At 37.4% G+C, this 19,084-nt stretch carries 20 protein-coding genes; 10 read left to right on the plus strand and 10 right to left on the minus strand.

Annotated features, from left to right (window positions below; translation table 11 throughout):
* Positions 1–134: 134 nt before the first annotated feature.
* Complete coding sequence (locus tag AVFI_RS14440; protein ID WP_012534861.1) at positions 135–509, plus strand: hypothetical protein; 375 nt, start codon at positions 135–137, stop codon at positions 507–509.
* A gap of 254 nt (positions 510–763) precedes the next feature.
* Entirely contained in the window at positions 764–1,399 is a 636-nt protein-coding gene (locus AVFI_RS14445; RefSeq protein ID WP_054775692.1) for a CatB-related O-acetyltransferase, read from the plus strand.
* Positions 1,400–1,523: 124 nt separating this feature from the next.
* Here the strand turns inward: AVFI_RS14445 and AVFI_RS14450 are convergent, their stop codons facing one another.
* Positions 1,524–1,988: a peroxiredoxin-like family protein gene (locus AVFI_RS14450; RefSeq protein WP_236733486.1), complete on the minus strand. Its 465-nt coding sequence runs from the start codon at positions 1,986–1,988 to the stop codon at positions 1,524–1,526.
* Between the two features lie 24 nt (positions 1,989–2,012).
* Here AVFI_RS14450 and AVFI_RS14455 point away from each other — a divergent pair, with 24 nt between their 5' ends.
* Complete coding sequence (locus AVFI_RS14455) at positions 2,013–2,258, plus strand: LysR substrate-binding domain-containing protein (RefSeq protein WP_236783569.1); 246 nt, start codon at positions 2,013–2,015, stop codon at positions 2,256–2,258.
* 74 nt (positions 2,259–2,332) lie between these two features.
* Here the strand turns inward: AVFI_RS14455 and AVFI_RS14460 are convergent, their stop codons facing one another.
* Positions 2,333–3,241 (minus strand): DMT family transporter, encoded by a 909-nt coding sequence (locus AVFI_RS14460; RefSeq protein WP_069582631.1) that lies wholly within the window; start codon positions 3,239–3,241, stop codon positions 2,333–2,335.
* A gap of 170 nt (positions 3,242–3,411) precedes the next feature.
* Between AVFI_RS14460 and AVFI_RS14465 the strand changes: the two genes are divergently transcribed.
* Complete coding sequence (locus AVFI_RS14465; protein WP_069582632.1) at positions 3,412–4,650, plus strand: NADH:flavin oxidoreductase/NADH oxidase family protein; 1,239 nt, start codon at positions 3,412–3,414, stop codon at positions 4,648–4,650.
* 111 nt (positions 4,651–4,761) lie between these two features.
* Here AVFI_RS14465 and AVFI_RS14470 read toward each other — a convergent pair whose 3' ends face one another.
* Positions 4,762–5,064: a DUF3861 domain-containing protein gene (locus AVFI_RS14470; RefSeq protein WP_017019947.1), complete on the minus strand. Its 303-nt coding sequence runs from the start codon at positions 5,062–5,064 to the stop codon at positions 4,762–4,764.
* A gap of 147 nt (positions 5,065–5,211) precedes the next feature.
* On the opposite strand from AVFI_RS14470, the gene AVFI_RS14475 reads away from it, so the two are divergent.
* Entirely contained in the window at positions 5,212–5,637 is a 426-nt protein-coding gene (locus AVFI_RS14475) for a MarR family winged helix-turn-helix transcriptional regulator (protein ID WP_054775696.1), read from the plus strand.
* A gap of 42 nt (positions 5,638–5,679) precedes the next feature.
* On the opposite strand, the gene AVFI_RS14480 is transcribed toward AVFI_RS14475, so the two are convergent.
* Together AVFI_RS14480 and AVFI_RS14485 are read right to left on the minus strand one after the other, a co-directional pair.
* Complete coding sequence (locus tag AVFI_RS14480; RefSeq protein ID WP_065594691.1) at positions 5,680–7,197, minus strand: peptide MFS transporter; 1,518 nt, start codon at positions 7,195–7,197, stop codon at positions 5,680–5,682.
* Positions 7,198–7,529: 332 nt separating this feature from the next.
* Positions 7,530–7,715: a hypothetical protein gene (locus AVFI_RS14485; RefSeq protein WP_005421726.1), complete on the minus strand. Its 186-nt coding sequence runs from the start codon at positions 7,713–7,715 to the stop codon at positions 7,530–7,532.
* A gap of 316 nt (positions 7,716–8,031) precedes the next feature.
* On the opposite strand from AVFI_RS14485, the gene AVFI_RS14490 reads away from it, so the two are divergent.
* The gene (locus AVFI_RS14490; protein WP_005421723.1) at positions 8,032–8,262 is read left to right on the plus strand and encodes a hypothetical protein; all 231 of its coding nucleotides are present in this window, start codon (positions 8,032–8,034) and stop codon (positions 8,260–8,262) included.
* 145 nt (positions 8,263–8,407) lie between these two features.
* Complete coding sequence (locus AVFI_RS14495; RefSeq protein WP_005421718.1) at positions 8,408–8,560, plus strand: hypothetical protein; 153 nt, start codon at positions 8,408–8,410, stop codon at positions 8,558–8,560.
* 56 nt (positions 8,561–8,616) lie between these two features.
* On the opposite strand, the gene AVFI_RS14500 is transcribed toward AVFI_RS14495, so the two are convergent.
* The 5 genes from AVFI_RS14500 to AVFI_RS14520 form a co-directional block, all read right to left on the minus strand.
* A complete protein-coding gene (locus AVFI_RS14500; protein WP_005421716.1) occupies positions 8,617–8,868 on the minus strand; it encodes a hypothetical protein in 252 nt (83 codons plus the stop codon).
* Positions 8,869–9,046: 178 nt separating this feature from the next.
* Positions 9,047–9,952, minus strand: a complete 906-nt coding sequence (locus AVFI_RS14505) for a dihydrodipicolinate synthase family protein (RefSeq protein WP_054775697.1) — start codon at positions 9,950–9,952, stop codon at positions 9,047–9,049.
* A complete protein-coding gene (ilvD, locus tag AVFI_RS14510; RefSeq protein WP_188863604.1) occupies positions 9,949–11,640 on the minus strand; it encodes a dihydroxy-acid dehydratase in 1,692 nt (563 codons plus the stop codon). Before ilvD ends, AVFI_RS14505 begins: the two co-directional genes overlap by 4 nt.
* A gap of 2 nt (positions 11,641–11,642) precedes the next feature.
* A complete protein-coding gene (gene dgoD, locus AVFI_RS14515; protein ID WP_065624547.1) occupies positions 11,643–12,791 on the minus strand; it encodes a galactonate dehydratase in 1,149 nt (382 codons plus the stop codon).
* A gap of 11 nt (positions 12,792–12,802) precedes the next feature.
* Complete coding sequence (locus AVFI_RS14520) at positions 12,803–13,852, minus strand: TRAP transporter large permease (RefSeq protein WP_272872605.1); 1,050 nt, start codon at positions 13,850–13,852, stop codon at positions 12,803–12,805.
* 105 nt (positions 13,853–13,957) lie between these two features.
* On the opposite strand from AVFI_RS14520, the gene AVFI_RS14525 reads away from it, so the two are divergent.
* The 3 genes from AVFI_RS14525 to AVFI_RS14535 are packed head-to-tail and all read left to right on the plus strand — an operon-like array spanning position 13,958 to position 19,084.
* On the plus strand, positions 13,958–15,283 hold the full coding sequence (locus AVFI_RS14525) for a tyrosine-type recombinase/integrase (RefSeq protein ID WP_199414918.1): 1,326 nt from the start codon (positions 13,958–13,960) through the stop codon (positions 15,281–15,283).
* Positions 15,276–17,036 (plus strand): hypothetical protein, encoded by a 1,761-nt coding sequence (locus AVFI_RS14530; protein WP_188863911.1) that lies wholly within the window; start codon positions 15,276–15,278, stop codon positions 17,034–17,036. The genes AVFI_RS14525 and AVFI_RS14530 overlap by 8 nt, the downstream gene beginning before the upstream one ends.
* Positions 17,036–19,084: a hypothetical protein gene (locus AVFI_RS14535; RefSeq protein ID WP_199414919.1), complete on the plus strand. Its 2,049-nt coding sequence runs from the start codon at positions 17,036–17,038 to the stop codon at positions 19,082–19,084. Before AVFI_RS14530 ends, AVFI_RS14535 begins: the two co-directional genes overlap by 1 nt.

Consider the following 19,084-nt stretch of genomic DNA (forward strand, 5'->3'; position numbering starts at 1 on the left):
TTAATGCCCTAAAAGCTAACCTACTTATCTTTAGTCCACAGAAAATTAGTTTCAGAGTAATCGCCCTATTAATATAGTATTTTCCTCAAAAACGCGCATAATCTTGCTATACAACACTCAAAGAGAAATGACCTATGACTAATTTTCAATATTACTTTCACAAGCTGCCTTGTTTTAACTGTAAAAAAACCAAAGTGAACACTGATCTTGGTTGGTTAACAGCAACAATGAAAGATGATGTTCAAGCACAATTGGCTGCTATTATCGAGCAAGGTAACGTTGAAGCTGATCTTTCAGTAAACGTAACTTGTACTAAAGCTGAAGCTCGTGATTACTTATTGCTGAATTTCTACGGTTACTCTGAAGAAGAGCTAGAAGGTCAAATTGAAGCTGATGATGAGAAAGAAGTGGCAGATGAAATCGCTGAGTTGCTAAAAGACGGTAACGAAGTAGTGGTATTTGAACACGAAGTTGCTCTACAAAGCTGTATGGATTGTGACGTTGAATAAGCGTTAATAACGCTCAATATACAAGTTCTAGGCATTAGCAGAGTTAAATTTGCTAATGCCTTTTTTGTTTTTGCCTCTCGATATTTCTAAATATCAGAAGTACCCCATAAAACAAATCAATGTGTTATTATCCCTTCAAATTGTGAGGACAATAATCATGAAGCTTATCCCCCTACTGAAACAGCCTAGAATCCACTGACTTATTTTAAATTAATGCCAACCCCATTATTTTTATATAAGTTAAAAGGTTTATTATGCAAGAAAAGCACTGGTCAACGTTTCAGTTACTCCATGAAGTTGTAACCAACAAAAACATTCACATTAAAGGCACTCATAGCTATTACAGCGATTGCTGGGATAACGGCTTTGAAGACTCTGTTGTTCGGTATTTACACGGAGATAAAATCAGCCGCCAATGGGAGCCAAGATGGGAAATCGATCAGCTTCATATTGGTGACTACGTCTGTATCGCCGCTGAAGTTATTATCTTAATGGGCGGAAACCATAACCACAGAACAGATTGGTTTTGTTTATACCCATTTATGGACTTTATCGACGACTCTTATGCGAGCAAAGGGGACACTCACATTCATGACGGCGCTTGGTTAGGCATGAGATCAATGATCATGCCCGGCGTAACGATTGGAGAAGGAGCCGTTATTGCCGCAAATAGTGTCGTCACCAAAGATGTTGAGCCATACAGCGTGGTTGCAGGCTCTCCAGCAAAGCATGTGAAATATCGCTTTGAACCTTCCGTGATAGAAGAGTTGCTGTCTTTTAAAGTTTACGATTGGCCTACTGATAAATTCAATGCACTCAAACCGCATTTATGCAGCCCTGATTTTGAGCAACTAAAGCAAGCAATCGCTTCATATGACGAGCTTAATTAAAGCGTCACTATTAGTGAATATCATCAAGTAATTCTGCCAAATAGTTCAAACGGTTCAAAAAAAGGTTAATTGATTGGGTTCAATTACCTTTTTTATTTATAAATCTATTACTTGCCGCCTGCGATTAATTATACATACCACGGATAGGATAATTGTTTTCTGGATTGCGGATAAACTCAAGGCCAGAGAGTAATACATTCAAATCAGGACGAACAAAAGGTCCATTTGAAATATCAATGACTTGTACCTGCCCTTTTTCATTAATAACAAAAAGGCCCGGCTCAGCAAATAAATGGTCGGTTTCTTGCTCAGAACGAGGCTCTGAAATATACAATCCCAACGTTTGCATTTGCTCTACACTCAAGCCATAAGCAATCGGAAAACTCACTGATAATTGTGTCATATGAGTCGTTAGTTGGGCTTCACTGTCAGCTGATACCGCAGCAATATCCACTCCCAGTTCAAGAAAACGACTTTTTAGTGTTTCTAGCTCATTTAAGTAACGAGTACACAACGGACAATGCTTACCACGATAAACCACCACCAATTTCCAATCAGCCCCATTTAGTGGTTCCGAAAGGTTAATCATAAAAATAAAGCGTATTCTGTACCCGTGAAGGGGAACTTTCAGAGCGATAATGGTGACGTATTATTAGATGTCGCCTTAACTGGTGTGGGCATTGTTTTCTTACCTATTTGGATGGCTAAAGAACAAGTAACAGCAGGCCGTTTACGTCATATAATGACGGCATATTCAGGCCAGAATTTACCGATCAATGCCATCTACTCACAACGTCGTTATACGCCCTTAAAAGTCCATTGTTTTGTTGATTTTTTAAAACAAAAGCTGTCTGAGTAATAATAACTCTTTAGTCATACCTAACTCATAAAGAAAGTAAGCACTAACTTAAATAAATTAGCGCTTCATTGATTTTATTTCAAATTACTTTTCTTAGGGATAGTGACAGATTGTTTCCCGAATACGTTAATTAGCGCACCAGTCACAATCAATCCACCACCTAGATAGGTCCAAATGGATGGAATTTCATTAAATATCCAGACACCTAATAACGCTGAAAAGACAATCTGTACATAAGAGTAAGCAGACGCTTTACCCGCGGCTTGGGTTTGCATTGCTTTGGTCAATCCATATTGCCCAATTTGCGTGAAAATACCGATTAAAATCAAGATCATCGTAAGGAATAGACTTGGCCATACAAAGTCATTCCAAATCAGTACGCTTGATATAGGTAATGCTACTAATGGGAAATAAAAGATAATAACGGAGCTGTCTTCTGTCTGACTGAGTTTTCTAACTATCACATAAGCAATCGAACTCCCTAACGCACCACACAAAGCAACAGCGATACTAAAAATAGGCAATTCACTTGTACTGCCAGTGTTCATGCTTGGTTGAACCATGACAAACAACCCAGCAAGACAGAACGCAATGCAGATCATGGTTGATTTTTGAATGTGTTCTTTAAGAAACAATACACCGAGCAATGCGGTAAATATAGGATGGACGTATTGCAAAATGGTTGCTTCAGCCAAAGGTAGAGTCGTCACTGCATAGTAAACACACATAAGAGCCGTTGTGCCTACAGCCCCACGAGCAAGAAGTAATGGCCTATTCTTTCCCCATATCGAAATGCCTTTTCGTTTCACATCTGCATAGCTAATGATCAAAGAAACTAATGCCCTTGCTGCCACAATTTCAAATACAGGAATACCGTAATTACTCACGTATTTTACACACGCCGACATGAGCGCAAATCCAAGCGCAGACAAAAACATAAACCTAACCCCTGTTGGGATCAGTGAAAAAGAGACAGTAGGCATAACAACATCAACCAAATTGAGAAGGTAATGAATGATAGCCTTTATTCTATTACATCCCCAGAATAATCATACTTGTGAACATAATGAAATAGACTTAGTTTCAACATTCGGAACTATCAAAAAAATAAGGCATACTAATTAACAACATAATAATTTAACTGCGAGCACACATGAATTCGATAAATCAGCCATTTACTCTTACCAATGGTCAAGTTATTAAAAATCGTCTATTCAAATCGGCAATGAGTGAACAGCTTGGCGATAAGCAGCATAACCCTACTTCCGGTTTAGTAACCTTATACGCGCGTTGGGCTAAAGGTGGTATTGGTTTATCGATGACAGGTAATGTCATGGTGGATAGAACCGCCCTTGGCGAGCCTAAGAATGTGGTTTTAGATGAAAAAAGTGACCTTACGTTATTTACTGAGTGGGCTAAGGCCGGAAAACAAAATAACTCACACATATGGATGCAGCTTAACCATCCAGGTAAGCAAATCCCCAAATTTTTATGTGCTAACCCTGTTGCTCCCTCAGCTATCTCACTAGAGCGTGGGTTAGAAAAAGGCTTTAATACTCCACGAGCCCTCACTGAGAGTGAAATTCATGAGATCATTACTAAATTCGCTACCAGTGCCAAACTAGCAAAGCAAACAGGCTTTACTGGAGTACAAATTCATGGTGCTCATGGCTACCTTATCAGCCAGTTTTTATCCTCAAGACACAACCAACGCGACGACAAATGGGGTGGATCATTAGAGAATCGACTGCGTTTTGTTCTCGAAGTATATCGCGCTATCCGTAAAGAAGTTGGTGATACTTTTCCGGTGGGCATTAAGCTTAACAGTGCCGATTTTATGAAAGGTGGATTCACAGAAGATGAGTCCATGCAGGTTGTACAAACTCTAAGTGATAACGGCATCGATTTAATCGAAATATCCGGCGGTACTTACGAGAGTCCATCAATGATGGGAGCCAAAAATAAAAATAAGCCTATAAAAGAAAGCACCGTTAAACGTGAAGCTTACTTTATGGATTACATGGAAAAAGTAAGAAAACTGGTCAATACACCCTTGGTTGTCACTGGTGGTTTTCGTACTGCTCCAGCAATGAATGAAGCCTTAAACACCTCTGCAACTGACTTTATTGGCATTGCACGAACTATGGCAGTTGACCCTGATTTTCCTAATAAACTAATTGAAGATCCAAGCCATGGGATGCCACTAGCAGAACCTACAACGGGCAAACCTGCATTAGATAAAATGGCAATGGTTGGGCTTGTTTGGTATGAACACCAAATGTGGCGTATTGCAGATGGAAAGGAAGCTGATCCTCAATTAAGTGCATTTGGTGTAGTATTTAAAACCTTACTAAGCGCCGGTTGGTATGCTTTTAAAAAGCGGAGAGCGTAAGCAGAGACGGTAGAGACCAACACACCTCTAACGACTGAACCATATTAGTTATGCTATATCGCGTAGCTAATATGGATACCTATCATTCAACTTCGAATTTTTAATATTCTCTTATTTGCCTTTCACTTTACTCTTCAAGTTCTGCATAAAGGTTTTAAAGTGCGGCATAAAATCAGCAAACAATTCATGTTTACGGTTTGCCATCATAACAGGGCCGAGTAAGCGCAATGCTACGCCTACCTTTGTTGCTGTTTCTGGTTCTAAACCACTTTTTTGCTTTAATTTGTTCACGATATTAAAAACATCTTCACGATCTTGAAATTCAAACGCTAATGTTTGAGCTATTTCTTGCTCTGGTGTTATCTCTTCAATCGTCACTCGGTAACACTTATCTTTTCTAATTTTAGGGATCATAGTTCTACCTTCTAATAATCTTAATTGTGTCGTAAATAACAACAAACTGATTTGAGTCTCCCCTTGAAAGAACACTCAATTAAGTTGATAATATCAACTATATATTTTTAGTTGACAATGTCAACCATATTTTAAATGGTAATATTTATGTCTGATAGAAAATCATTAGATAGCTTGTTCACGTTAGTGCATACATTTAAACGCAATTTACATGATCAAATAGAAGAGTTAGATCTTGGGATCACGCCTATGCATGTGCGTGTTATCAAAATAATTAACCATAAACCGCATTGCACAGCCGTTGATATTGCTAACTATTTAAATCGCGATAAAGCTCAAGTAACACGTCTCTTAAGCAGTTTATTAGCACAAGAACTCATCATTAAAGAACCAAACCCTGAAGATAAACGCAGCCAATGCCTTCGTATCACTGAAGATGGAAAAGAGATCATGAAGAAAATCTCGAGGATTGATAAAAGTATGTTTGAAAAGATGTCGATGGATCTCTCTGATGAAGAGATCGCTGAATTTAAGCGTATTGCAGAGAAGATGGCGAGAAACCTTAATAACTAAAAAAGGGCGAAATTCGCCCTTTTATTACAAAAATATTAAGCTTTAACTCTGAACTTCAGGGTCCATTGATATTTTCGCTTTTTCTTCTGCTTCTAACGCTTCACCACGCGCAATTAATTTTTGAATAACTTTAGATAACCCTAGCGTCAATACCGCCATAAATGCAGCCACTTGCGCTAGCATATAGAAATAGCTGGTGTATACCGTCTCCACCACTTCTGGTGTAAATACGATGTCTTTTGGTAACGCGATTTTCGTTGCAATTACCGCAGCTAAAATGCCACTTAATGAAATAGCAACCGCACGTAAACCGATTGAAAACGCCGCAAGGTAACGTGGCACCATTTCAAAAATAAACCCAGCCCCCAAAGCCCCAACAATAAGCTCAGCACCCGATTGGAAAAAATGAACCAGTAAAATCCAGTCCGCTGATATTTTGCCATTTTCGCCAATTGAGCCAGCAGAAAGCCCTAACAATCCAAAAGCAATCGTACTTAGCATAAATGCACCCGCAATTTTAGTCGGGATTGTTGGTGAATAGCCTTTGCGATCTAACCATGCATAAAGTTGAATCATTGGCCCACCAAGAACAAAACACCATAGAGGGTTAAACGCCATATTCGATTCAGGATGGATAGGAATAAAACCAAGTAACGTATCATCCATTAAATTAATGGCGTACATGTTCATTGAGGTAAACATTTGGCCATAAAAGAAATAGAACACAATAAGAATACAAACCGTAATTAATACTGCGACCATTTTGTATTGGTATGCACGCGTCGCTCTTGTTATCTCATAAATAAAGTAACCAATAGCGCCAAAGCCTAAGGTATAAAGAATGTATTTACCTGTATCAAGATTTGAGAAAATCCAAAATATTAAGCCGAGCATAGCTGCTGAACCAGCAAAAAACAGTGCCCAAGTTTTTAATGGCAGTGGCGTTTTATCTAAATCATTACCAACACTCACTAGCTCTTTACGGAACTTATAAAACATAAGTAAATTTAGCGCCATTAAAATAGCAGATACAAAAAATACGCCTTGGTAAGCTAGGTAAGCAATTAAAAAAGGAAAAAGGTATTTAGCAGAAAAAGAGCCAAGGTTGTTAATTGAATAATTTACGGTAAGACCTTGTTGAAAAGCCTCGCGGTTCGTCTCTGAATATGAATTACCAAAAAGAACCGTTGGGCATGTTGCTGATAATCCACGAGCAAAGCCAATTAAGGCAATAGCCAGAATACTCATAGGCACATTAAGATGACTCGCACCAATACCTAGTAATAAAAAACCAGCTAAATAAGTGGCATAACCTATGTATACAGCACGAAATGCACCTATAAACTTATCGGCTAAAAAACCACCAACGGCAGAAAATACAGGGCCAACCGCACCAAAGGCCCCCATCATCATGATGGTGTCAGCTTCGCTATAATTAAGATCATCGAGAAAGAATTTAGTGAGAAGTACAAAGGCACCATAAAAAGCGGCACCCCATAAAAATTGTCTGAGGATCAAAACCTTAGCTATCGTGGGAAATCGTGCATTATTGTCTTGCATACTACTACTCCAGAATTATAATGACATTATTAACACCTACTTTTTGTAGGTGTATTTTTTGCCTTTATATCATCTGAAGCTTTCACCATTTGATGCATAAGTCCCAAACTTAAGTGTCAACTTTTTCTATTTAACAGAATGAGAACCAACCCTTAAATTTATTTATTAATAACTAACAATATTGTTATTTGCACTCATATAAATTAAAAATAACGCATCATTGCAGATAAATCATCTACATATGTAGCTATTTGTAGTTATTAAATAAAAAGGACAACGCTAAATTAACGTTGTCCTTTATACTCATGCACTACAAATTGCATTTTTCTCTTTTACTCAACAGGTAATAATTCAATTGAATCCTGATTAAGCGACTGTCGAAAGAAATCTGGCATGGATTCCATAGTAAAAACAACAGCTTCTTCAAAAATGGTTGTAGAACCACTAAGTGTCCAATAAGAGCTTCCTTTGCTTGTGTTCACTTTAACTTTAAAACGCGTTGGAGTGGTGGTGACCATTTTTCTATTCCTTAAATAACACACCAGATCATGCTACCACTTTCATATTATGAAACCAGACTTTTGACTTATAATTCTCAAACTTTCTCTTTCTTATCAAGAGGTTGTATAAAAATAGTTATTTAAGTGTTAATTATTACCAATTAATTAGCACTATAAAAGAACGAAATTAACAGCAATAATCCAATTTTTCTTTAATTATCAAATAGTAAATCTTACTTTCCACGCACAAAAAATAATTATTGATATAGCGCAAAAAATCACCGGATGATTAGGCGTAAGTTATTTTGTACCTAACATTTTTGAAGGAATAAAAATGACGATATCAAAAGCTTATCAAAGAGATATTCTCGGCTTGGCTTTCATCATTTCAAGTGTATTAGCAACACTCTATATCCTTTTGGATATATCGGCTTTATTTGCTTACTTAAACCATGAAGAGAAAATAGCATCCATATTCATCCATGAATCCATCTATTTTTTAATCTTTTTAATTCCTCCTTACTTTATCGCTAAGTACATGAATCGAAAGGATACAATCAAATAAACAGTAGATAAAAAGGGAGTGGCGCCCCTTATCTTCTTTTTCATTTATTTAATTTAATTAAACACTAGTTTTAAATTATTCAATTTTTCTAAACTAAAAGGAACGATAAGATCACTTTAAATTTCAGACATAAAAAGGAATGGCTATGTGCGATTTAAATGATGATTTTGAAGACTTGGAAATCAAACTCACAAAAGCAGAGATAAAACTATTAGGTTGGGATGACAAAGAGTGGCTGATTGAAGCAATGGTATTTGTTTTCTTCATATGCGCAATCATTACTTTCTATTGTTCCTAACCATTACTTTATAAATCAGTTTTCCTAGTTAGAAACAATAGAACTCAGAACAATAATTAATGTGTTGTTCGGCTTGGACCGTTACGCACTAAATCTTGACCCGTTTGAAACACTTCCTCTGTTACCCAACGAGACAGTAAAAGCTGATGCTTATCATCCAATACGGCAACAAAACGGCGACCATCTTTATTGCTTGTTGCTAATGCAATGCCGGCAACATTTGTTAAGCCAAAACCACCATTTTCAATTGAGATTAAAAACGTTTCTAGATCTTCTAGGTTTGTGATGATGTCTGCATCGTTGTTCATAATTACATACTCTTACTGGGCTATATTGATTCTTTTTTAATCGTGCATCTAAAACGAGCTATTTTACAAGTTTCGAAACAAACAGAATGTTACGGTGTTTAGCCTGCCAAGGCAATCCATTCAAAGAACTGAAACAAATAAAATAGCCTTTAACTATCTAGATAAAGGCTATGTAACATTATTTATAACTCAATTTAAATTCACTAAGAAATTGTTCTATCCTTTCTTCATCACGTTCATTTAATTGGTAGTCAGGCTTTCGATTATAATCGGAACTGATAATGCCGCGCTTCTGCAAAATCCGCTTCTCAATAGCAATAATATATTCACAATGTCCCATCCACTCAGTTATGTATTCGAACAGTGTATTATGTAACTCTTTCGCTCGACTACGATTTCCACTTACCCAATGTTGGTATATTTGAACATATACCTCAGTAAACGAACATCCCGGCATCACGCCTTTACCGCCGATACTCAACATATCTAGCATGAACAATCCAGCATAACCGTTCATCACAACCGCTTCAGGACAAAGAGATAATAGCTCTTGCGTATATTCAACAGGCGGATTGCATTCAATTTTAAAGACCGCGTGAGGGAACTCTTTTGCTAGTGCGTTCATTTCACTCGGTTCAATAGGCAACCCTGTTTCAGCTGGTGCGTATTGCACTAATACAGGCACAGTTACAGCACTTAATACCGCTCGAATGTGCTCAATAATTTGCTTATTGCTCGGCTTTAAAAAGAATGGTGGCAATAGCATTAGAGAGTCGACACCTTTGTTCTGATATTCTCTTGCCGCCTTTACAGCGAGCTCTGTAGAGTGTTCAGTTACAGAAATGCAGCTATAAATATCACTGTCTTTTAAACTACCAATAAACTCTGTTGCTAATATTTGTTTCTCATTTTGACCTAATTTATAAAACTCACTCGCAATACCAAAGAGCGTTAATCCGTGGCATTGTGTCTGTTTTAAATGATCCAATAATTTAATAAAACTAATAAAATCAACTTCACCATTACTTAAAAAGGGCATAGCAACAATAGGGTTTACCCCATAAATGTCTTTTGCATTTATCATCGTAAAATAGCTCCTGTGGCAGAGGTTCCTACTCGTTCACGATACAAATCCATAAACCCGTTTGGTGTTTGTTTATTAATTGGTGCCCAATATTGTCTGCGTCTATCAAGCTCTTCTTCAGATACCTCTAAGGTAAGATCTCGATTATCCAAATCAAACGTAACTGTATCGCCATCTTCAACCAAACCGATAACGCCACCCTCTTCGGCTTCAGGTGAGATATGGCCAACAAATAACCCTCGATTAGAGCCAGAAAAACGACCATCAGTAATCAAAGCACATTCATTGGCGAGTCCCATACCTTCTAACAATTTCATTGGCTTATACATCTCAGGTAAGCCCGGACCACCTTTTACGCCTTCATATCGAATAACGAGTACAGAGCCTTTTTTAATCTTTTTATCCATAATGGCTTCGATAGCACTTATCTCAGAATCAAAGACCACGGCTTTTCCTTTAAAGGTAAACATATCTGCAGGAACAGCAGCTGGCTTAATCACAGCCCCTAAAGGAGATAAATTCCCTTTTAAAACACCAACACCGGCTTCTTTTAAGAATGGAGATGACAAAGGCTTAATAATTTCACGACGAGTCGTTTCTGTAATTTGAGAAAGAGATTCCGCCTTTGTCCCGACAACTGTCATCGCATCTAAGTGAAGCAAAGAAGCAATTTCTTTTTCTACCGCAGCCATTCCTCCCGCTTCATGAAAATCAATCATATCGTATTCAGATGCAGGATAAATAGAGGCAACTAATGGAATAGTTTTACTTAATTTATCAAACTCCTCTAATGCGAGTTCACCTAATCCGGCTTCATAATGAAGTGCTTGTAGATGTAAAATGGCATTAGTCGAACCACCTGTTGCTAATAAACAACAAATAGCATTATGAATTGATTTTTTGTTGATAATTTGACGAGCATTAACTCCATCGTATGCCATATCAACAATACGTTTACCGCTTAAATAACCAACATTGAGTCGCTCTGGCGCAATTGCAGGGATTGTTGAGGTTTGTGGTAATGTCATCCCTAAGCTTTCGGCTAAGCATGACATGGTATTAGCTGTCCCATACATGGTACATGAGCCAACAGTTGGCTCTGCAATATCCTCAATATGGCGAAATTCTTCTTCATCAATCTGGCCCTGCTCTTTCCATCCAATGGCTTCCGTTACGATATTTCCATCCCAATGTTTACCTTTGTATTCTGCAGGATACATTGGTCCACCATTAACCATTATTGCAGGAATATCTAGACGTGCAGCTGCCATTAACATTGCTGGAACGATTTTATCGCATGAGCCAAGAAGTACCATTGCATCAAAATTATGAGCTCTTACCATCACTTCAATTGATGCCGTAATCACCTCACGAGCAGCCAAAATGTATCGCATTCCTATGTGACCTTCTGCAATACCATCACATGGAGCAATCGTACCAAAAGTCATGGCTGTTCCACCGGCCTCTTCAATCCCTTTAATAACCTCTGCACCAACTTTATCTAAATTAGCGTGACCTGCCGTGGCATTGGTATAACTGTTTACGACGGCAATGATGGGTTTACGCAACCCTTCATCTGAATGTCCCATAGATTTATATAAGGCGCGTTTTAGTGCACCATTATCTTCTTTCAAAATATCATTAAAATGCGGTGTGCCACATTGATTACAAGAATTACAATTACTCATGATTACCACTCCGCAAATGAACCGTCTTTGTTTGTCCAGTGAGGATTACGCCAGCGTGGATTAATCTTGCCCTGCTCTCGCATAAATGCTTCATTAATCTCAACGCCTAAACCGTCCCCTTCTAAATTTAGGCAATAGCCTTCGTCAAAGGAAAAAGCATCTTTATTATCAATATAATCAAGAACATCATTACCTTTGTTATAATGAATCCCAATGCTCTGCTCCTGAATAATCGCATTTTGAGAACACGTATCTACATGAACAGATGAAGCCAATGCAACCGGACCTAAAGGACAATGAGGGGCAAGAGCAACATCATAAGTCTCAGCCATGCTCGCAATTTTTTTCATCTCAGTAATGCCACCGCAATGGCATACATCAGGCTGAATAATATCAATACCACCACGTTCAAGAAGTGCTTTAAAATCCCAACGAGAGTGTAAACGTTCACCCGTTGCAATTGGGATTGCTCCATACTGCGCTATTTCATGAATCGCATCTAAATGTTCTGGTAAAACAATCTCTTCCACAAACATTGGGTGCATAGGTTCAAGTTCTCGCATAAGAATTTTTGCCATCGCTTTATGCACTCGACCATGAAAATCAATGCCGATACCCATATCAGATCCAACCGCATCTCGGATGGATTGCACACGAGTTAACAGAGCATCTATTTTACTGTAATCATCAATATAATTAAGCTCTTCTGTGGCATTCATTTTTATCGCAGTAAATCCCTCATCTTGCTTTTCTTTAGCCATTCGAACCACATCGTCTGGGCGATCTCCCCCTATCCATGAGTAAGTACGAATTTTATCTCGACACTTTCCACCAAGGAGTTGATAAGCAGGAACACCCAATGCCTTCCCTTTTATGTCCCACAAAGCCTGATCAATACCAGCTAATGCACTCATGAATACAGGACCACCACGATAAAATGACGAACGGTGAAGATAGTTCCAATGTAATTCAATATCCCTAGGATCTTTCCCTATTAGGTATTCCATCATTTCATCAACACAAGTATGTACCGTGTGTGTTCGCCCTTCTAAGCTTGGTTCTCCCCACCCGACAATGCCTTCATCAGTGACTATTTTGATAAAGCCCCAACGAGGTGGAACAATGAATGTTTCATAACTTACAATTTTCATATCATCACCAATTAACCAAACAGATTAGGTAAGAACGTAATAACTTCAGGAAGTAAAACGAGAGAGAATTGAACCAATAACATACTTAATAAGAATGGTACGATTGCTCGACTTAACTGAACCATTGATGATCCTGTTATGCCTTTTGCTACAAAGAGATTAACCCCGACAGGCGGAGTAATAAGCCCTAACTCAGTACCAACAATTAAAATGATACCGAAATGATATGGACTCACTCCAAGCTGAACCAAAATAGGTAAAAATAGTGGGGTATAAATAAGTATTTGAGCAGCCGTTTCGATAAACAGGCCAGTAAACATAATAAGCACAACAAAAATCATTAAGATAAGTGTCGCGTTATTAGTGTATGACAGAATAAGTTCGCCTATCATTTGTGGTATTTGACTGATCGTTAAGTAACGAGCAAATGCCGTAGCAAAGCCTAATATAATAATGACACACCCCGTCGTCAGTGCGGCTTTAACGATCACTGGGCGTAAATCACTAAACTTCATTTCCTTATGAACGAACAAACTAATAATTAAGGTATAAATTACCGTAATACATGCAGCTTCTGTCGCAGTAAAAATACCCGAATAGATACCACCAAGAATAATAATTGGTGTTAGTAGTGCCCATTTTGCTTCTTTTAAGGTGGTCTTCACTTGCTGTAGGCTAAAGTCTTCATCTTGGCCTTTATACCCACGACGTTTAGAGATCCAGTACACGACTAAGATAAGTCCAGTACCGATCATCGCACCAGGAATAAACCCTGCTAAAAACATATCACCAATGGATATTTCAGCCGTAACCGCATAAATAATCATTGGAATTGAAGGTGGGATAAGAATACCAAGTGAGCCTGCGGATGCAGTTAATGCACCTGCAAAATGACGGTTGTAACCTTTTTCTATCATCGATGGAACCATCATTGAACCAATGGCAGCAACCGTTGCAGGAGATGAACCAGAAATAGCGGCAAAAAACATACACGCCACGACCGTAACAATACCTAAGCCGCCAGCAGTACGCCCAACAAGACTTGAAGCAAAGTTTACTATGACACGTTAATGTAGAAATACATAAAATACACGTTTGTAAATCTGGAAAATAAAAATTCACTGACTATGCTGTATGTATCGTCAGTGATATTTTCTAGGTGAGCAATGACTTTATTAATCCAATCCAGTGATGTTTTTAAGAAAACAGAACTACACATCAAAAATGATGGTTCTTACCATTGCACTCCATTCAAAGGGAATATTGGTTCTCTTCCGACTCTATTTAATCAAGATGGAGAATTTCTTCACGAGCCAAATAGCTACCTCTTTTATCTTAAAGCCATTAAAGGCGCTAAAGACCTAAATCCATGCTCTCAGGCTTTACTAAAATACTATCAATTTCTAGAAGTCGAACAATTAAAGTGGGATCACTTTCCCCCAATCAAAAGACTAAAGCCTACTTATCAATTTCGTTCATACTTACTCAAGTCGATTAAATCTAGAGAATTAGCACATAGCACTGCTAATCACTATATGAATCACATCAAGAATTATTATCTATGGGCTATGAGCGAAGGATATCTAAAAATTAAAAGGGAACAAGAAGCTCCATTTAAAATAGAATTAATTAACGTTAATAACCTAGGAATGTTGGCACATATCAAACCAGTGTTTACAGTCGAAAGTAGTGATCTTCGAATCAAAGTACCTAGAGATAGCACCTCAAAAAATATTCGCCCTCTCTCTCCTTTAACTCAAAATTCACTTGATTTATTAATATACTCTCTACCCTATGCTTCAGAAGAATTGAGACTACAAGTACTACTTTCTATAGACACAGGAATGCGAGTTGAAGAAGTTAGTACATTCACCCTAGATGCATTACACACCGCAACTCCCATAGCTGAGAGTCAGCACCGTTATGAAATAACCTTGTGCCCTCAAGCCACTGGAGTTCAAACTAAATTCGATAAACAAAGACGTATTGAAATCTCTGTCGATTTACTTCAAGCCTTGCGTAAATACCAAGCGTCTGAGCGCAGGTTAATTAGAGCCAATAAATTATATACAAAAATAAAGCAACTTAGCGTCAATGAAGTATTACTAAATAATAAAACTATAGCAATTCTAGAACAATGTAGACGCCACGAACCTTTATTTATCAGCCAACAAGGTAACCCTGTTACAAGTGAGACAGTAAAAGCCAGATGGTCTGAATTAAGAATTCATATTCAACAAATAAATGAAACATTCAAATACCGATTTCACGATCTTAGAGCGACTTACGGAACATATCGACTAAATGATTTATTAGAGGCTAACTTAGGAACGATAGAGTCCTTAGAGCTTCTTATGGGATGGATGGGACATAAAAACGAAAGCACCACTTGGAAGTATCTGCGTTTCCTCAAGCGAAAAGAAATATTCAAGGTAAAATTTGGTATTTTAGATTCTATCATGCACGAAGCTATAGGTGATGAATATGAATAAAGTGACTTACCTAAGTGGATGGGATAAGGACTTATATTTTTTAATGGATGTTAGTAACAATCGGTATTGTGATTTCAATCGATTATTCTATAAAGGAGTCCCTACCACCAAAAGTTTACACAAAAAAAATACCTTCAAGCCAGCGAATCGAGACAACTTTATTTTTCAACTCATAGAAGAGTATGAACAAAAAAAAGAAGAAGGAGTTTCAGATAGTACACTTTATCACTTGTTTTATAGCATAACTAATTACATAAAATGGTGTGATAGCGAATGCATCAATCCATTCAATAAAAATTCTATAGAAAGCCATTTTCAGTATCTTTTCGAGCAAGTGAGGCTTGGTGACCTAAAAAATACAAGCTACAACCGAAAAAGGTCTAATCTGTTAGTTATTTTTCGCGATTACCTCGACCTACCTGCCAACTGGTTTCGAGATATACCATCAGTTGGTCGAGATCAACTGGAACCGTTCGAAGCATATACGAGAAGTGATTTAAATCAACTTCTTCCATTTTTAAGGCAACTTTTTAATCAGACCTCTAAACAATTCCTTAAAAACCCCAAGAAGCACATAGAAGCACATAACAATGTAAAAACCATGATTTTTCATTGGAAAGAAAAAGACTACAATCTTTGTGGTGCTGTTTCAAAGATGATGTGCGCTGCCACATTTTTAATGAGCTATTACACCTACTTAAACACGGGTACTTTACTTAAGTTAAAGCGTCCAAATAATGCCTCAATATCAATTGGGGAACTTTGGTATACCATGCCTGCGTTTAAACGTAGAAGTTTCAAGACGATTACTATTGAAATGGGTGAGCACGGCTTCTTAGACATACCCAAATACTGCATTACCTTTTTTGATACCTTACTTAAGGTATCAAAAGCCTTAGATAATTCTAATAATGCCCTATTACTCCAGACTATTGCGTATAAAAATATACATCCCCTTACGGGAACAACCCTTGAGGACTTTAACAGGCGCTGGTTACAAGTTCACTTTCCTTTTATCGATCAACAAGGTCGTAGACTTAGACCTACAATCAGCCGTTTTCGAGAAACTGGGTCACAGATCACAACAGCCTATCAAGGAGAATTAGCCAATAACATAACACTAGACAACACTCCACATATTCGAAAAAGACATTACTCTACAGGTAACAAACATACCAACAATGCCATAATGCAAGATGTTGCATCTATCCGCCAAGAACAGGCAATAACTAAACTCAGTGCTAAAGAAGCTCAAATATCTCTTGGTATTGAAGTACTTACCATTGAAGAAGAAAACAGAACGAATTTCCCTCAATTATCTCGCACTCCAAACGGAGGCAGTTGTGCTAACCCTTTTGGGGAGAAATCTGAGGCATACAATAGAAAAGCTAAACAAAGAAATTTGCTGAAAGATGGTGAAAAACTGGCATGTGCTGATTTACTAAAATGCTTTGGGTGCCCAGAACAGGTCATAGTTCAATCGGTAAGCGATATTTGGTGCCTCCTATCATTTAAAGAGTGTATTAAAGAGTCACTGTACCTACATTTAAATACGCATCATTATCGCCAAAACTTTGAAAGAACAATCATTTTCATTACAGAAAATATCATACCAAAACTGAAAAAAAACATTCTAAAACAAGCCAAAGTCATGTTAAACGATAAAGGCTTACATCCCCATTGGGATGATGCTGAATCCATCATTGCTATGATACCTAAAACACATTCAAAGATGCCTAAGGAATTGAACTGATGAGTAATCCATATTTATATGCTATTGATTTCCCCAAACAATATGAACATAAAGATATTGATATTATTCATTTATTTTATAAAAAAGATTGGAATGCACTTAATAATGTCGTTGTCTGTCGTGATAAAAATGGAGTGGTAACGGCTCGTTTTGGTGAAAGTAAATGGAATCTTAAGCCTTATGCCAGAAGCAAAAGCCACTATTCATTCATATTTGAAGATTGGGATGATGCATTTGAGTTACAACTTGAACTCAAATTATTAGCTTATGGTTGGCTTTTTCATAAAAGTAATAACGGGAAAGCCCCTAAATTCACAACTATTATTCAGCGGTTATATAAAGTAAATATAGTCTTTCGACATCTTAAACTAATGAATATAAAGTCACTTTCGGCGTTATCAGATTGTAGAACACTTGAAGATTTCAAAAATGCCCTAATAGAGCAAGATTATAGTCAAAACACTTTAGATAAAGTTTTTGTTTCTATTAATAAGTCTATGGATCTCGAATCTTGGCTTCAGTTTTCATTTGGCTTCAAAAATAAATTTGAAACAGTAAAACTATCAAGAGAACTAAGTAACAAAAAAGCTCAGCAAACTCTCGTAATCCCAGAACGATTAAGTGACTCAATTTATGGGAAAGCTATTGAATTAATCGAAGAAGCCCTACCTTACAAATTATTAATTGCTAACACAGAAGTTAACTTACAAAAAAACTACCTAGAAGCTAAACATATACTTGATACCAAGATCCGAAATGGCACTCAATTAACTTGTACCAACAATGCTCGTGAAATTATTAATAATCGTAAATATTTAACCGCTATTGCGGATTATCTACCTTTAGAGATCAAAACTATTATAGCTCCACTTTCCAATCAAAAAATAGGTAGAAAGATCCATAACGGCAGGGACTTCCAACAATATTTTGGACAACTAATTACAGCTTGTTATATCGCTTGTGGAGGCTTTTCTGGTATGCGTGACTCTGAGTTAGATAAACTCACACCCAATAGCTATTACAAAGATAATTTTAATGACCATGTTTTTCATATGCTCCAATCCAATACATTTAAACTCGGTGAAAAACGAGAAACTTGGGTTGCAGCACCTATTGCAGAAAAAGCAATTGAATTAGTATCTACATTAACAAAAGCATGGCGAGGCCAAGTCGAATATCCAGATCCTCGTTACACCAATTTACTTTGGTGCAACCAAATTTTACGCTCAAGACCTCCCGTATTAATTAGTACTTGGAATGAACGACTACATCGTTTCTGTAAGCAATTCGGTTTTCTTGTTACCAAAGAAGATTATCAAGAATGTATTGAATCAAATCCTAGCTCAATGAACAAAATTAAAGAGAGTGTTGTAATTGGACAGCCTTGGCCCTTAGCAACTCACCAGTTTCGTCGCTCACTAGCTTTTTACACCATCAAACACCGGCTAGGGACCAAAGTTGCTCTAAAGCAACAGTTTAAGCATCTCTACCTTTCAATGACTGAGTGGTACACCAATGGAGGGCAATTGGCTAGTATTCGTGAATTAGTTATTGATAAAAACATCCAGCAAACTCTGGATATCATTAACTCAGAAATGACCACGAATAAGATATTCAAGCAATGGCACACTGACGAATTACTATCAGGCTCATATGGAAAAGCTATTGTAAAAATGAGAGGAGATATCCCTTCTATTTATAGCTCTTGGGAAACAATCTATGAAGCAGTTAAAAAAGGCACATTAACTTTACATGGAACAGCACATAGCTACTGCAAAAATGGTTATGATTGCGATATGGATGGTGTTGTTATTCCTCAGTTTTGTGTAGATTGCAATGGACAAGGAAGCATTATAGACAAAGACCAAGCAAAATGGTGGCAAAACAAACATAACAATTTAGTTCGTTACATGGAAATAGGAGAAGATATCTCAGTGACAGATAGAAGTCATTACATCACACAAATACGAGCCGCTGAAAATGTAATGACCGATTTTCATATGAAATTCACACCTTTTGAAGCTGAACTTAAGGTCACGGAGATATAA

The sequence above is a fragment of the Aliivibrio fischeri ATCC 7744 = JCM 18803 = DSM 507 genome, assembly GCF_023983475.1.
Lineage (GTDB): Bacteria > Pseudomonadota > Gammaproteobacteria > Enterobacterales > Vibrionaceae > Aliivibrio > Aliivibrio fischeri.